Consider the following 16463-nt stretch of genomic DNA (forward strand, 5'->3'; position numbering starts at 1 on the left):
GATGGAAAACAATACAATTACATTAGAACAGATACAGGATTTTAAAGGAAAATACCCAAAGCAATTATGGTATTTGTTTTTGGTTGAAATGTGGGAGCGTTTTTGCTTCTATGGAATGAGAGGGGTTTTAGCTTTTTTTATGGTAGACCAGTTAGGTTTGCTTGAAGGAAAAGCAAATCTTCAATATGGAGCTATTCAGGCTTTTGTTTATGCTTTTACTTTTATTGGAGGTATTTTTGCCGATAAAATTTTAGGGTTTAAAAAGTCATTGCTTTTTGGTGGAATCGTAATGATTTTGGGGAATTTGCTAATAGCGGCTTCTCCACATGATTTCTTTTATTACGGAATTACATTATCTATTATTGGTACCGGTTTTTTTAAGCCAAATGTATCTTCAATGGTTGGTGAGTTATATCATGAAAGCGACGGAAGAAGAGATGCAGGTTATGGAATGTTCTATGCCGGTATTAACATTGGTGGAATGTTGGGTGGTGCAATTCCTATTTATTTAGGAAAAAACTATTCGTGGAGTCTATGTTTCTTATCTGCAGCAATTGTAATGATTATTGGAGTAATTACTTTTCTTTTAACGAAAAAGCACTTGGCGCCAATTGGGAATTCACCTCTTGAAAACCACCCTGCAAAAAAACGTAATCTTTATGAAATCGCAGTTTATGTGGGTTCTATTGTAGTGATTCCGTTAGTTTACATAATGGTTATCAATTCTGATTTTACAGAATATTTTATGTATACGATTGGAATTGCAGCACTATTGTATTTCTTATATGAATTGTTTCAAATAAAAGACAGAAAACAACAATACAAATTACTGGCCGCTTTCATTTTTATCTTCGGATATTTTATGTTTATGGCTATTTCTGAACAGTCAGGAGGGTCGCTTTCGCTTTTTGCTAAAGATAATTTATCAAGTAAACTATTGTGGTTTAATATTGATCCAAACGTAGTCAATAACAGTATCAACTCATTATACGTTATTATCTTTAGCCCATTAGTGGGATTATTGTGGATCTTTTTATACAAAAGAAAAATTGAGCCGAATACAGTTATTAAATTTGGATTTTCGTTTATACTATTAGCTGTTGGTTTCTTTATATTTTATAGTGCCAGATTTTTTGTTGATGCAAATGGGCTAAGTTCATTAGATTTATTTGCGTTAGGATATTTGGTTTATACACTTGGAGAACTTTGTATCGGACCAATCGGAATGTCTGTAATTACCAAATTATCTCCAAAAAGATTGTTTGGTATGATGATGGGGCTTTGGTTTTTATCAAGCGCATTCGGGCAATTTGCAGCCGGAAAACTAGGTTCAGAAATGTCAAATGCTAATACAGGAACGACTTTAATGTCTAAACTTATTGCTTATACAGATGGGTATTATCAATTGGCTATATATGCACTTGTTGCAGGTGTTGTTTTAATTGTAACAACGCCTTTAATCAAAAAATTAATGCAAGAAGTAAAATAGACGACATTTACCGATTCTTTTTTTGTTTAAATTTGTAAAAAATTAAAACGCCGACCATGAAAAAAATATTTTTAGTTGCCTTTTTTGTATTAGGAGCATTTACTTCTCAAGCTCAAGAGTTAAAATGGTATACAGATGTAAAAGAAGCAATTACTGTAAGCAATAAGGAGAATAAACCAATGCTAATGTTTTTTACAGGAAGCGATTGGTGCGGATGGTGTATCCGTTTGCAAAATGAGGTTTTAAAAACAACTGAATTTCAGAAATGGGCAAAAGACAATGTTGTTTTAGTAGAGTTGGATTACCCACGAAGAACTCCGCAAACTCCTGAAATAAAAAATCAGAATAATGAGTTGCAGCAAGCTTTTGGTATACAGGGGTTTCCGACTATTTATTTTACCAGCGCAGAAGCTAAGGATGGTAAAGTAAATTTTAAAGGACTTGGACAGACCGGATATGTTGCAGGTGGACCATCAGCCTGGCTGGCAGTTGCGGAAGGAATTGTACATCCGAAAAAATCTTAAGCGAAAATTTTATTCAATAAATAATTTTAAAAAACTCCCTACAGTAATGTAGGGAGTTTTTTTTGTTTAGTAGGAAAAGTTTTGATTTGCATTTTTGGAAATTATTATTTTATTATTTTATTGGTATTAAAAAAACATATAGTGTATTTTTTGTATTAATAAAACTTGTAAAATTAAAATATTATGTTAATTTCGTCATGCTAATCTAACCAAACCTATTACTATGACTAAAAAATTACTTATCCTACTCGTTTTTTTTGGATCATTTATGTTACATTCTCAAAATTTAGTCTGGAGAACAAACATGACTGATGCTATCGCTATAAGCAATGAGCAAAATAAACCAATGCTGATTTTGTTTACTGCCTCTGGTGTGCCGGATAATCTTCAAAATGAAATCTTCAAGACGCCTGATTTTGCGGTTTGGTCTCGTGACAATGTTATTCTTGTTAAATTGGATTTATCCGATATTAATGCTTCTGATAGTGATAAAGAACAAAATGTAAGACTTAAAAATGCTTTTGGCGTTGTTGAATTACCCGAAGTTTGTTTTGCAAGTGCTTCTGTTAGAAAAAACAAAACGACTTTTAGTGCGTTAGGAAAACTTGCCTACAAACCCGGCGGTGCAAAATCGTGGATTTCTGAGTCAAATTCGATTTTGCATCCCAGTGAAAGCGAATAATAAAACTTTTTAATTACTTTCTAAATTTAATTTTGTAGTAATCCCTTTTCACGACAGGTGAAAAGGGATATTTTTTTGCCTGTTCCGGCAATTTAGTGTAACGACATTTGCTATTTAAAGCTCGGTTTTTTTTCAAATTGCTATTTTTTTATCAATTTATTAGTGATTTCCTTTTTATTAAGACTTCGTTAACTTTTTAACTCCGTCAGGATTGTTTTTTAGCGTATTTATGTTAAATTGGTTCAATTATTATAACCAAACCTTATTTTTTATGACCCAAAAATTACTTATCCTACTGTTTTTTTTAGGTTCGTTTTTTATGCGATCACAAGGCCTTGTCTGGAGTACAAATCTGACAGATGCGATTGCAATAAGTAATGAACAAAGAAAACCATTATTGATTTTTTTTACCGCCTCAAATGCACCGGAAAAAATTCAAAATGAAATTTTTAACACGCCTGATTTTCTCAATTGGTCGAATAAAAATGTTATTTTAGTAAAACTTGATTTGTCTGATGCTTCAGCATCTCAGAGTGTAAGAGACCAAAATGTTTCCTTAAAAAATGCCTTCGGTATAGACGAGTTACCCCAAGCTTGTTTTGCAACCGCAGCTATGAGAACAGGAAAAACCAACTTTAATTCCTTAGGAAAAATTGGTTACAATTCAGGAGGTGTAAAAGCATGGATTGCTGAATCTAATTTGATTTTGAATCCGGAGGAATAGCAAGAATTTTAATTCAAAGTATAGTATCCCTTTTCGCGTGTTGCGTGAAAAGGGATATTTTTTATCAGGCAACTTGTCCTCCAGTATTTTTGCATAGAATTTGAATTTGTTGCATCTGCTACTACGATTTTTGGTTTGAGTTTCTGTAAAATACGATCTAAATTTATTCTGGGCGATTGCGTTAGAATAATAATATCCGGTTGAATTTTATCTTCATAAATACCGGTACTATCTATTAAAAGGATTTTTTTGCCATTAAAAAACAAAAGATTCCTAACGGTTTTTATTTCTTTCAAAGTGGCAAAATTTCCAACTAAATAAGCATCGGTAATGTTATTTTTTGTTTCTTTTTTTAGAAGGCTGTCATTTGTAAAAATGGAAACATTTTGTCCGGTTCTTTTTGTAATAATTGTTTTTTTTGCTGTATTAAAAACAATTAATTCTCTTTGGTTTTCAGTTTCTTTTTTAGTGTAAACAAATGAAATTTGCAGTAAAATAAGAGTAAAAAGAAACGCAATTAATTTACCGAAACTTGGTTTTTTAAACCATATTATCACTGTTATAGTTACTAAGGAAAATGTAAACAGATAATAAGAATTGAAACAGATATTTATAATTACAAAAGAATCAAAAGATGCTACATAATGAATGATAAGATTTAAGAAATAGATGCTTTTTTCGAAAATTTGAACAATAAATAATGGACAACTTTGAAATACAGAAATCACCATAACAATTATTCCTGCAATCATTATAAAGGATAAAACAGGTAAAATGAGAATATTGGTCACAAAGAAAAGCCCCGGAAACTGATGAAAATAATACAAGCAAATAGGGAAAGTGCCTATTTGTGCTGCGAATGAAACGGTTAAGGCTTCCCAAAGATAATTAATGATTTTATTTTTAGGAGTCCATATATTTTTGAATAAAGGCTGAATCCATACAATAGAAAATAATGCAATGTAACTTAACTGGAACCCAACATCAAATAGGAAATAAGGTTCAAAAAGTAAAATCAATAACACGGAAACAAGTAAAGTATGATAAGTATTAGTACTTCTATGTAAATGATTGCCAATGGCAATAAAAGAAAACATAACAACTGAACGTAAAACGGGAGGTGAAAGTCCTGATACAATACCAAAAAGTGCGAGTGAAATTATAATGACAACTAGTTTTGTAAAAGAACCTTTTTTTGTGTTGGGAATTGGTTTTAAAATAAATAGAATGAATATCATTATAAAGCCTACATGTAGCCCTGAAACGGATAAAACATGGGTAGCTCCAGAATATTGATAGTCCTTAATAATATCAGCTGAAATTTCTTGTTGCTGTCCTAAAATTAATGCCATTGCAACATCCATTTCGACTTTATTGAAATTTGCTTTTTCAAGATTGCGAATTATTCTTGTGTTTAATCGTGAAGCATAAAACCAAATATCTTTTTTGATTTTTTTGTTAATATTGATCGCTGCTTTTGATGTATAGATTTGTGCATATATTTGCTTGTTTGCCAAATATTTACTGTAGTCAAACTGATTTGGATTTTTGGATGGACTATTGTGATGTAAAATTGTTTTTACCTTTATTTTGTTTCCAATTATAAGAAGATTTGGCAAACTGTCTTTTTGTACGTTTATGATAATCCTCCCCGAATATTTTTTTTGATTAATGCTGTTTACAATGGCAATATATCTATCACTATAATCATTGCTTTTGATTTTTTCTCGAAGTGTCAGAGTTACATAATGCTCACTTTTAAAAGCTTTTTCATAATGTGTATAATTAGATTGCTGAAGAGAATCGGTATTGATCAGGAGCGTCGTAATTCCGACACAAAATGAAAGGTAATTAATGCTTATGCCAAAAAGAATATTTGCTTTTTTGCTCTTTTTTGAAAGAAAATATAAGATTGAAATTAAGAATATGCCGAGACCAAGAGCAGTTGTGGCTAATAGAATTGAAGGCTGCCAAAAATAGCAAACCAAAATTCCTAAAATAAAACTGATGGTAATTTTAACCAAAGGAAAATCTAATACTTTCATGATCTAAAAGTATTAAAAATTTGTAAGAAAAATAATATTTTTAATGTGTATTATTAATCAATAATTCGATTAATCTGTGTAAAAGATTTTTGATAATAAGCTTCTTTGGTTGATGAAATTATTACACCTTTTGAGGTTGAAGAATGCACAAATTTTATTTCATCAGAATGGACTTCGGTAATTAAACCAACATGATTTATTTGGTTGCTTTTATTGGTTTTGAAAAATATTAAATCACCTTTTTTTGCATCGTCTAATCTAATTATTTTTCCAATTTTAGATTGTTCATACGAGCTTCTTGGCAGTTTAATATTCTGAGAATCAAAAGTGGTGAAAACCAAGCCAGAGCAATCAAAACCATTTTTGGTTGTTCCTCCGGCTTTATAGCGTACGCCAATATTGTCTGTTGCAGTTTCGATTAAATTATTTACAATATATTTATTTTCTCGTTTTGATTCAGTTTTGTTTATTGCAGGTGATGTCGATTTACACGAAATAAACATCAAAGACAACAAAGATAAAACGAGTATTTTTTTCAAAATAAAAAGGTTAAGATTTTAAATCGGCAACAATAAGTTTTGCAGTTTTTTTACTTGCGCCAATTCCGCCTAGTTTTTGCTCCAGAATATCATAATTTTTCAGCAGATTTTGACGATAATTTGGGTTTAGTAATTTTTGTAACTCTTCTTTAATACGTTTTGGATTGCATTCGTTCTGAATCAATTCTGTTACAACTTCCTGATCCATAATTAAATTAACAAGCGAAATGTATTTTAAGGTAATAATGCGTTTTGCAATTTGGTAAGAAGCCCAGCTTCCTTTATAACAAACCACTTCGGGTACTTTAAAAAGTGCAGTTTCTAAAGTTGCTGTTCCGGATGTTACCAATGCAGCTGTTGAAGAACGCAGCAGATCATAAGTTTTATTAGAAATAAATTTGATGTTTTTATTGGTAATAAATTGCTGGTAAAATTCATAATCCTGACTTGGTGCGCCGGCAATTACAAATTGATAATCCTGAAAATCATCAACAACACTTAACATCAAACTTAGCATTTTGGTGATTTCCTGCTTGCGGCTTCCGGGCAAAACAGCAATAATCGGCTTTTCACTCAATTGATTTTCTTTTCTAAAAATAACTTCATCAAAAGGCGGCTGATTTTGAATAGCATCAATTAAAGGATGACCAACAAAATCTACCGGGAAATGATGTTTGTCTTCATAAAAACTTTTTTCGAAAGGTAAAATCACAAACATCTTGTCGACATCCTGTTTGATGGCTTTGATTCTGTTTTCTTTCCAGGCCCAAATTTGAGGAGAAATATAGTAGTGCGTTTTGTAATTTAATGCTTTTGCCCATTTTGCAATACGCATATTAAAACCAGGATAATCTATAAAAATAATGACATCTGGCTGAAAATATGTAATATCTTTTTTGCAAAAAGCAATATTGCTAAAAATGGTTTTTAAGTTAAAAATAACTTCAACAAACCCCATAAAGGCTAGTTCACGATAATGTTTTACCAGAGTTCCTCCGGCTTTTTGCATTAAATCACCTCCCCAGAATCTAATTTCAGCCTGAGGATCTTCCTCATATAATGCCTTCATTAAATTTGAACCGTGTAAATCTCCAGAGGCTTCGCCAGCTATTATGTAGTATTTCATAAAAGTATTTTTGAGATGTGTTTTATTTTAAAAACACAACAAAATTTTGCAATGCAAAGATAGAATTTAAATAAACAAAGTAGAAATCGCCAAAACAATTACAGCAAAAATGACTCCTCTTGCCATAAATTCTTTATTGATTTTTAAAAGAATTGTAAAAACAACTAAATTTAAAGTGGCTCCTAAAGCAATCACTTTTCCCAAATAGCCATATTGTTTTATTGTCTTAATTCCGGTTGAAATTTCAAAATCAGTAAAGATTTTTATAAATAAAAAACTCCCCAGGAAGGCGACAAAAATTCCAATTAAGAAACCAATAGTAATATCTTTTTTATTCATTTAAATTCCATGTATTAAGTTGTTGTATAGTGTGATGCGCTGTTAAATCAAATTGCACAGGAACTACCGAAATATAACCGTTTTCCAGAGCCCATTCATCAGTATCTTCTCCTTGATCTTCGTTTGTAAACTTACCTGTTAGCCAATAATAATCTTTGCCAAAAGGTGTTTGGCGCTTGTCGAATTTCTGAGCATAGTAAGCTTTCGCCTGACGACAAATTTTGACACCCTTAATTTCATTTTCTTTTAATTTCGGAAAATTGACATTTAAAACTACACCTTTTGGTAATCCGTTCGCAATTGTTTCCAGAGTAATTCTTTTGACAAAAGATTTTACAGGTTCAAAATCGGCATTCCAGTCAAAATCTAATAAAGAGAAACCAATTGCCGGGATCCCCTCAATTCCTGCTTCAACCGCGGCACTCATAGTTCCGGAATAAATAACATTTATAGAAGAATTTGATCCGTGGTTAATTCCTGAAACACACAAATCAGGTTTTCTTTTCATGATTTCATTTACTGCCAGTTTGACGCAATCAACGGGAGTTCCGGAGCAGCTATATTCAGCAATTTCGTCGCCTTCTTTCGAAATTTTATCAAGATAAAGAGTATTATTGATAGTAATGGCATGTCCCATGGCGCTTTGTGGCTTGTCTGGCGCTACAACTATTACCTCGCCAATAGTTTCCATAACACTTATTAAAGCTCTGATACCGGGAGCCAGAATTCCGTCATCATTGGTAACTAATATAAGGGGCTTTTCTTGTTTCATAATTTAAATAAGTGTTGTTATACAGCTAAAAATGCTGCATTATATAACAAATGTAGTGACAGATTTTGTAGAAAAGTAACAATTAAAATAAAATTTGTCAACTAAAGTAAAGATGGCTTTGGTACTTCAAACATTTTTATATCTTTAACAAAAAATTATAGTGAGCTTGGCTTTGTTGGCACAGTTTTTACCGTAACTTAGATTAAAAAATTTGATGAATGCTATTATTATGTTTATGAAAAGAAATTATAAAATACTTATAGCCGTATTATGCTTGTCTTTAACCTTATTTGCTTTTAAAATTAATGCAGATAAGCAAGATGATCCGGATCCAAACAGAGATAAAACGCTTTTAGAATTACTTGCTTTTGTTATTGAAAAAGGACATTACAGTCCTGCTGAAATAAATGATGAGTTTTCTAAAGGAATTTTCAAGGATTATATTGATGCGCTTGACCCCTCAAAAAGATTCTTTTTGCAGTCTGATATTGATGAATTTAAGCAATATGAATTGATGCTTGACGATCAGTTTTTAAACAAGGATCTTACCTTTTTCAATCTTACTTATACAAGATTGATGAAACGTATGGAAGAAAGCAAAAAACGCTATAAAACTATTTTAGCTCAACCTTTTAATTATAATGTTGACGAGACTTTTAATGCAGATTATGAGACGCTGCCTTATGCCAAAAATCTAACAGAAATTAATGAAAGATGGAGAAAGCAAATTAAATTATCTACACTTTCATCACTTGTTACAAAACAAAAGTTGGAAGAAGATAAGAAAAAAACAGATCCTGCTTATAAAGTAAAATCGTTTGAAACTTTAGAAAAAGAAACTCGTGAAAGTTCTTTAAAATCTTTAGATGATAATTTTAGTCTTATTAAAGATTTGAATAAAGAAGATTGGTTTTCTGTGTACGTAAATTCTATTATGACACGTTTTGACCCTCATACAAGTTATTTTGCACCAGAGGAAAAAGATCGTTTTGATGTGAATATCAGTGGAAAATTAGAAGGAATTGGTGCAAGATTAACCAAGAAAAATGATTTTACTCAAATTGATGAATTAATTTCAGGAGGTCCGGCATGGAAAGGAAAACAACTTGAAGCGGGAGATTTAATTTTGAAAGTAGCACAAGGAAACGAAGAGCCTGTAGATGTTGTGGGAATGCGTTTGGATGATGTTGTGAAAAAAATTAAAGGACACAAAGGAACTGAAGTAAAACTTACCGTTAAAAAAGTTGACGGAAGTATCAAAGTTATTTCTATTATAAGAGATGTTGTTGAAATCGAAGAAACATACGCAAAATCAAGTATTGTAGAAAAGAATGGATTGAAATACGGGGTAATTTATTTACCTAAATTTTATATCGATTTTGAAAATAAAGATGGTCGCGATGCAGGAAAAGATATCGCTCTTGAAGTAGAGAGATTAAAAAAAGAAGATATTAACGGAATCGTACTTGATGTTCGTGATGATGGTGGTGGGTCTTTGTCTACAGTTGTAGATATTGCAGGTTTATTTATTGAAGAAGGACCAATTGTTCAGGTAAAATCTGCTGGAAAAAAGAAAGAAGTTTTATACGATAAAGATAAAAAGATAGAGTGGGACGGACCGTTAGTAATTATGGTTAACAGTTTCTCAGCTTCTGCTTCAGAAATTTTGGCTGCTGCAATTCAGGATTACAAGCGTGGTATTATCATTGGAAGTAAACAAACTTACGGAAAAGGTACTGTACAAAACGTTCTTGATTTAAATCAGTTTGTTCGTAATGCAAGTTATGGAGATTTGGGTGCACTGAAAATTACAGGACAAAAATTCTACAGAATTAATGGAGGTTCAACTCAATTAGAAGGTGTTCATAGTGATGTTGTTATGCCAGATCGTTATGCGTATTTAAAAATGGGAGAACGCGATATTGATAATGCAATGCCTTGGGATAAAATTGATCAGGCTGATTATAATACATGGACAGAAAACCAAAAATTTAATCAGGCAATTGCGAATAGTACAACTAGAATTGCTCAAAGTCCTCAATTTAAATTAATTGAAGATAATGCAAAATGGATTGATATTAAAAACAAAGAAAACACTTATAGTTTAAACATCAACAGTTTTAAAGCTACACAAGAACAAGTTGAAAACGAGGGTAAAAAATATAAACCAATTTCAGAATACAAAAACAATTTGGTTTTTAAATCACTGCCTTATGAAGAGCTTGAAATTAAAAACGATGCAACTTTAAAAGAAAAGAGAGAAGCCTGGCACCAGGCATTATCAAAAGATGTTTATGTAGAAGAAGCATTAAATGTTTTGGATGATTTGCAAAGTAAAGGTAATGTTGCAAAAGGTACTTCATCTAAAATGAAAAAAGATAAATTAGTAAAATCTTAATTTCTTAGAAAATTAATTTGTTATGAAAACGCTCCGAAAGTTTATATTTACGGAGCGTTTTTTTATGAACTTTAATTAAAATAATATGATAAAAAGTCTTGTGTTTAGTTTGATTGGCTTGGCATTGTTTTCTTGTAAAAGTGATGTGAAAGAGAAAAATGAAATTATAATTGAAGAATCTGAAAAAGATAATTCACCATCTTTTGCTTCAAGTCAAAGCAGTACAGATTCGTTTTATAATGTTTCTTATTTGCCAACATCTACGACAAACCAAATTGTAAAGCATAAGTATTACACACTATCATATAATGAAAAATTTGAGCAGGCAGAATGGGTTGCTTATGAATTAAAGAAAGAATATTTAAAAAATAATGATTTTAAAAGACCTTATTTTGTTGAAGATCCAAATGTAACAACGGGTTCTGCTGATTGGAGAAATTATAAAAAATCAGGATATGACAAAGGCCATTTGTGTCCGGCTGGAGATATGGAGTTTAATAAAGATGCTTATAATGATACTTTTTATACATCAAATATTTCGCCTCAAAGACATGATTTTAATAGCGGGATCTGGAATAGATTAGAGCAGAAAACACGTTATTGGGCAGGTAAGTATAATGATGTTTATGTGGTTACAGGCGGAATCCTGAAAGATTCGAATAAAAAAATAGGAACAGAAAAAGTATCTGTTCCTAAATATTTTTATAAAATCATTTTGGCTAAATCAGGGAAAGAACATAAAGCAATTGCTTTTTTAGTTCCGAATGAAGATAGCGATAAGTCACTTTATGATTTTGTAGTTTCTATTGAAACTTTAGAAAAAATGACTGGTATTAATTTCTTTCCGAATTTGAAAAATTTAAAAAGTAGTAAGGACTTTTAAGTCAGCAATAGTTTGCGTTGGGTTTTCGGCTTTAAAAACAAAGCTTCCTGCAACTAAAACATCAGCTCCGGCCTCTACTAGTTGTTTTGCATTTTTATTGGTTACACCACCGTCAATTTCGATAATTGTCGAAGCACCTTTTCTTGTAATTAAATCTTTTAGTTTTTTAACTTTAGCATAAGTGTTTTCGATGAAAGATTGCCCTCCAAAACCAGGATTAACGCTCATAATACAAACTAAATCAATGTCATTAATAACATCTTCTAATAAATCAATATTAGTATGAGGGTTGATGGCAACTCCTGCTTTCATTCCTTCGGCTTTGATGGCCTGAAGTGTTCTGTGTAAATGTGTACAGGCTTCGTAATGTACACTTAAAATATTGGCACCTAAATCAGCAAAAGTTTTGATATATCTGTCAGGATCAATAATCATCAAATGTACGTCGATTGTTTTTTTTGCATGTTTGGAAATTGCTTCCAAAACGGGCATTCCAAAAGAAATATTTGGAACAAAAACTCCATCCATAATATCAATATGAAACCAATCAGCCTCGCTGTTATTGATCATTTCGATATCACGTTGTAAATTGGCAAAATCAGCTGCAAGAACAGAAGGAGCAATAAGTGTATTCTTCATTGTGTAGTTGTGTGTGTTATTTTTTGCAAAGGTAGATTTTAGTTTGTTTAAAATAAAATTTTATTTTTCTAACCATTAAGAGATTAAGAAAATAAGTAGCAGTTGATATCCTTTTTTAGTTTTATAAACTGAATGATCTTCCTTAATTTAACTTAATATCTTAATGGTTAAAAAAAGCAATAAAAAACTCCGGTAATCAGCCGGAGTTTCAATCATCAATCAAAAAACGAACAGTCAATCAAACTGTTGTTTGCGTTAAAAAGGTTTCAAGTTTCAAGTTTCAGGTTACTCATAGCAACATGAAACTTGAAACCTGAAACAAAATATTATTTATCCTAAATATGTTTTTAAGATTTTACTTCTAGAAGTGTGTTTTAATCTGCGGATTGCTTTTTCTTTAATCTGACGAACACGCTCACGAGTTAGGTCGAAAGTTTCTCCAATTTCTTCTAAAGTCATTGGGTGTTGATCTCCAAGACCAAAATATAAACGAACAACATCTGCCTCTCTAGGGGTTAATGTTTCTAATGAACGTTCAATTTCAGTACGTAATGATTCGTGAATTAACTCTCTGTCCGGGTTTGGAGATTCTCCAGAACGTAAAACGTCGTAAAGGTTAGAATCTTCTCCTTCAACAAGAGGTGCATCCATAGATAAGTGACGACCAGAGTTTTTCATAGACTCTTTTACGTCGTTTACAGTCATGTCAAGTTCTTTTGCAATTTCTTCAGCAGAAGGCGGACGCTCGTTAGATTGCTCTAATAACGCATACATTTTGTTGATTTTATTGATAGAACCAATTTTGTTTAATGGTAAACGAACAATACGGGATTGTTCTGCCAAAGCCTGAAGGATCGATTGACGAATCCACCAAACTGCATAAGAGATAAATTTGAAACCACGAGTTTCATCAAAACGTTGAGCGGCTTTAATTAAACCTAAGTTTCCTTCGTTAATTAAATCAGGAAGTGTTAATCCTTGATTTTGATATTGTTTAGCTACCGATACTACGAAACGTAGGTTGGCTTTTGTAAGTTTTTCTAAAGCTCTTTGATCACCAGCCTTTATTCTTTGTGCTAATTCTACCTCTTCATCAGCGGTAATTAGGTCAACTTTTCCGATTTCTTGTAGATATTTATCTAACGATGCAGTTTCACGATTGGTTACCTGCTTGGTGATTTTAAGTTGTCTCATTGTATTGTCTCCTTATTTTTAAAGTGTACAATTAGTTATACGTAATAAGTTATGAAAAAGTTACAAATATTTTTGAAAAAAAATAAAAATTCCCGTTTCTAAAGTTTAGAAACGGGAATTTTTATTTAATAATTTGATCTTTTAGTTTGATGTTGAGTCTTTTATCTCGATAATTTCTTTTAAAGAAACCGGTGATCCATTTTTTGCAAAACCTTCAAGTCTTACCTCAAAAGTCCCTGAAATATCTGACGTGTAAAAAGAATTATTATTGTTGCTGTTTAAAGCTACTTCAGGATTCCAGAACAATTGATTTCTGAAATCTGGAATTCTTGCGTTATCACTAGAATTAGTATACTCTATTTTGTTGTATAATTTCTTCGGTTGTGGTCTTAGTATAGTAGGTTTTGCGATAAAGTTTCCTTTTTGTGTGCTTTTAAAATCTTTATCAAAAGTGGTGAAACTAACCAAACCGTTAAAAGATTTTGAACCTACATAATATCTTCCAATAATTACATCGATTTTATAAACGTTTTTCATGTTGTAAATCATCAAATCATTTTGATTTTCTAAATATAATCCATCAACCAAAACTAATGCAGCATCAGGTAATTGAGGAAAAACACTCGGATCATTTACGTGTAAATAAGTTTTATCGCCAACTTGTTTGTGGTAAACTTCTGTAGCAACCTCGGTCATCGTTTCTTTTAATGTTTTAAATCGGGTAAAATCATCCAGAACATATTCTTTTCCAAGAGGATAATAAAACGTTTCCAGAGTTGGTGTTTTTTCAATGTTATCTACTTTTTTATGATAATAAGCATTTTCAACCTGGCTTGAAACAGATCTGTCTAAAAGGCTTTCTTTGATCACATAAGATAAATTAGCATTTTGCTCATAAGATAATTTCGAGTAATCTATTTCCGGAGCGTTATTTATAGTCAGATTATAATTAATTGCTTTTTCATCAATTATCTGAACAATAATATCCGGAGTGTAATACGTTTTATTTATGTTGAAAATAAAATTTCCTTCAGCATCCGTTTTTACTACTTTAAAGGCAAAAGATTTTCCCGGAAGTGACAAACCAACGCTTATGTCTGCGATTTTATCGCTGCCATTTTGTGCTGTGATTTTTCCGGAAATAGTTTCTCCTCTTAATTCAGGCAGAATTATTTTCTGATCTTTATTTTGTAAATCAAGTAATGCCGGATATGATGATTTTGTTGCAAAATCTGTAGCAGAGATTTGACTTTTGGTTGGTATGTTGTCTAGCTTTCTAACAGATAAAGAATAATTCCCGTCTGCAAAAACTGCATTTGAAGTTTCAATTTTCAAATCAACTAATTCACGATTTGAAAATGTTTTTTTATTCAAATTTAGTTTAACATTTTCATTTGTGATACTGCTTTGATTTGATGCGGTTTCTGAACTATTTGAAGAATTAACGGCATTTGAAGTTAAAGTATTCTCAGAAGTTCCTTTTTCAGTTATTTTATACGGATTAACGATATTGATGTCTAATTGAAATAACTCAGAAACAGGTTTGTTTAACATCCAGTTTGTGTAACCAATCAGTTTGTAATTTCCGGTTTTTAAGGTTGTAGCAATAAAATAATCTCCCTGTCCAACTGAGTTTTCCAGCGAAATTTTGGTTTTAAATACCGATTTTTTATTATTGTCTACAAGTTCAACATAGGCTACTTTGCTAATATTGCTGGGTGTTTTATCTGTAGATTTTAAACAATAAATTTTATACAATAAGGTTTCACCCGAAACAAATGTGGTGGCATTTGAATGAATGAAAACAGTCTCATCTAAAGAGATGGTTTGCTGTGCTCCGACGAATTGTGTACTCATGAGTACAAACAATGCAATAAGGTATTTTATTCTGTCCAAAATGAAGGTATTATGTTAGATGAAAATGATGTGCAATCTCCGCATTCTGCGTCTACTAGTCTGTAATTTAGTGCGCTGTTACCAATATACGTCATGAGGTTTCTATTGATGTTGTAAATCATAGTTTCTCCCTCGCAGCCTTCTCCTGCAAAGCAAAACAGAAAAGGAATATCTTCACATGTATTGAAATAAGGTGCCGGTTTAGCAGGAAAAAAATCATTGTAATTAAAAAATATCCTAGTTTCAGAGTAAGAAGCGACATCAAAAAAACCAATAACTTTTGTGTTAGAATCACTAATGCATTTTATATTTCCTGATAATAAACCAGGCTGTTTTGGAGATAAAATGCTTGATGACCCTGCTATATCTCTTAATATTCTATGGAAAGTATAAGCCTCTAAATTTTCTATATATTGTTTAACCAGTATGCTATATCTGTGGCCAATGATATAATTATCTTCTTGAATAAAGCGAATTGGTAAGTTTACCCTGTCTTCTGTCTGATTGTTAGTATTTACTAAAATAATATCGCTCGATTTTTGAGTTGAATAACAAATTCTCGTACTTGGATCATTGTTAATCAACGCAACTGTTTGTGGTCCAGTTGCTATAATTTTTAAAGAGTTCCATCTTGGCGCAACAATTTTATAGGTTTCTTCATATTCATAACGATAGTATTTTGAACTCTTGTTTTCATCATAACTATTTACATTAATCTGAATTCCGGTTTCATTATTCTTATTTGTTGCAAGCGATGGCACAACGCTTTCAATTGGATTTACAGCTGTTAAGGTTTGTGGCGTTGATTGGTAAATTTTCCTGTCTTTTGTGGTAATTTCCAATGTGTATTGTCTATCCGGAGCTGCGGCAAAAGCAGTTTGAGATTTGTAAGTTCCTGCATTTTCTTCAAACAAATATTCATTGTTCTGATCATCTTTAACGACAACTTTTGCACCAGTTTCGGGTTCAATACCATCATCTTCAAATCTTGAAGTTTTGGTAATTTTTATTTCCTGGTTTTTAAGTTCGTTAGTTAAAGTGGCTTCAACAACAATTATTTCTTCATATGTGTTAGTCAAAAGCGGATACGTTTCTGTACATCCATTTAAAAGGATGGCAAGAAAAGCAAAAAGGATTATATTTTTTATTTTATGGATTTTCATTACTTAAATTTTGCACTTTTTGATTTAGAAACTTTTCATTTTTTTATTAG

15 protein-coding genes are annotated in these 16463 nt (G+C 31.5%); 6 read left to right on the plus strand and 9 right to left on the minus strand.

Annotation, left to right across the window (positions count from 1 at the left end; all coding sequences use genetic code 11):
* Position 1 precedes the first annotated feature (1 nt).
* The 4 genes from BUE22_RS09585 to BUE22_RS09600 all read left to right on the plus strand — a co-directional run bounded on the left by BUE22_RS09585 (position 2) and on the right by BUE22_RS09600 (position 3419).
* Positions 2-1489, plus strand: coding sequence for a peptide MFS transporter (locus tag BUE22_RS09585; protein ID WP_073395034.1), 1488 nt, complete (start codon positions 2-4; stop codon positions 1487-1489).
* A gap of 56 nt (positions 1490-1545) precedes the next feature.
* The gene (locus BUE22_RS09590) at positions 1546-2013 is read left to right on the plus strand and encodes a thioredoxin family protein (RefSeq protein WP_042566081.1); all 468 of its coding nucleotides are present in this window, start codon (positions 1546-1548) and stop codon (positions 2011-2013) included.
* Between the two features lie 223 nt (positions 2014-2236).
* Positions 2237-2695: a thioredoxin domain-containing protein gene (locus BUE22_RS09595; RefSeq protein WP_042566082.1), complete on the plus strand. Its 459-nt coding sequence runs from the start codon at positions 2237-2239 to the stop codon at positions 2693-2695.
* 271 nt (positions 2696-2966) lie between these two features.
* On the plus strand, positions 2967-3419 hold the full coding sequence (locus BUE22_RS09600) for a thioredoxin domain-containing protein (protein WP_073395035.1): 453 nt from the start codon (positions 2967-2969) through the stop codon (positions 3417-3419).
* 8 nt (positions 3420-3427) lie between these two features.
* Here the strand turns inward: BUE22_RS09600 and BUE22_RS09605 are convergent, their stop codons facing one another.
* The 5 genes from BUE22_RS09605 to surE all read right to left on the minus strand — a co-directional run bounded on the left by BUE22_RS09605 (position 3428) and on the right by surE (position 8240).
* Positions 3428-5464: a ComEC/Rec2 family competence protein gene (locus BUE22_RS09605; protein ID WP_073394833.1), complete on the minus strand. Its 2037-nt coding sequence runs from the start codon at positions 5462-5464 to the stop codon at positions 3428-3430.
* 53 nt (positions 5465-5517) lie between these two features.
* A complete protein-coding gene (locus tag BUE22_RS09610) occupies positions 5518-6003 on the minus strand; it encodes a C40 family peptidase (protein ID WP_073394836.1) in 486 nt (161 codons plus the stop codon).
* A gap of 10 nt (positions 6004-6013) precedes the next feature.
* The gene (gene lpxB, locus BUE22_RS09615) at positions 6014-7129 is read right to left on the minus strand and encodes a lipid-A-disaccharide synthase (RefSeq protein ID WP_073394839.1); all 1116 of its coding nucleotides are present in this window, start codon (positions 7127-7129) and stop codon (positions 6014-6016) included.
* 66 nt (positions 7130-7195) lie between these two features.
* The gene (locus tag BUE22_RS09620; protein WP_073394842.1) at positions 7196-7468 is read right to left on the minus strand and encodes a hypothetical protein; all 273 of its coding nucleotides are present in this window, start codon (positions 7466-7468) and stop codon (positions 7196-7198) included.
* Positions 7461-8240, minus strand: coding sequence for a 5'/3'-nucleotidase SurE (gene surE, locus BUE22_RS09625; protein ID WP_073394844.1), 780 nt, complete (start codon positions 8238-8240; stop codon positions 7461-7463). Before surE ends, BUE22_RS09620 begins: the two co-directional genes overlap by 8 nt.
* A 214-nt stretch (positions 8241-8454) precedes the next feature.
* Between surE and BUE22_RS09630 the strand changes: the two genes are divergently transcribed.
* On the plus strand, positions 8455-10638 hold the full coding sequence (locus tag BUE22_RS09630; RefSeq protein ID WP_073394847.1) for a carboxy terminal-processing peptidase: 2184 nt from the start codon (positions 8455-8457) through the stop codon (positions 10636-10638).
* An 85-nt stretch (positions 10639-10723) separates the two neighbouring features.
* Entirely contained in the window at positions 10724-11521 is a 798-nt protein-coding gene (locus tag BUE22_RS09635) for a DNA/RNA non-specific endonuclease (RefSeq protein WP_073394848.1), read from the plus strand.
* On the opposite strand, the gene rpe is transcribed toward BUE22_RS09635, so the two are convergent.
* The 4 genes from rpe to BUE22_RS09655 all read right to left on the minus strand — a co-directional run bounded on the left by rpe (position 11498) and on the right by BUE22_RS09655 (position 16413).
* Positions 11498-12160 carry a ribulose-phosphate 3-epimerase gene (rpe, locus tag BUE22_RS09640; RefSeq protein WP_073394850.1) on the minus strand — a complete coding sequence of 221 codons (663 nt, stop codon included), beginning with the start codon at positions 12158-12160 and terminating at the stop codon, positions 11498-11500. The genes BUE22_RS09635 and rpe overlap by 24 nt on opposite strands.
* A 330-nt stretch (positions 12161-12490) precedes the next feature.
* Complete coding sequence (locus BUE22_RS09645; RefSeq protein ID WP_007804760.1) at positions 12491-13354, minus strand: sigma-70 family RNA polymerase sigma factor; 864 nt, start codon at positions 13352-13354, stop codon at positions 12491-12493.
* 141 nt (positions 13355-13495) lie between these two features.
* Positions 13496-15211, minus strand: coding sequence for a hypothetical protein (locus BUE22_RS09650; protein ID WP_243396780.1), 1716 nt, complete (start codon positions 15209-15211; stop codon positions 13496-13498).
* A gap of 26 nt (positions 15212-15237) precedes the next feature.
* Positions 15238-16413: a DUF4249 domain-containing protein gene (locus tag BUE22_RS09655; RefSeq protein WP_073394854.1), complete on the minus strand. Its 1176-nt coding sequence runs from the start codon at positions 16411-16413 to the stop codon at positions 15238-15240.
* Positions 16414-16463 lie beyond the last annotated feature (50 nt).

The sequence above is a fragment of the Flavobacterium pectinovorum genome (genome assembly GCF_900142715.1).
GTDB lineage: Bacteria > Bacteroidota > Bacteroidia > Flavobacteriales > Flavobacteriaceae > Flavobacterium > Flavobacterium pectinovorum.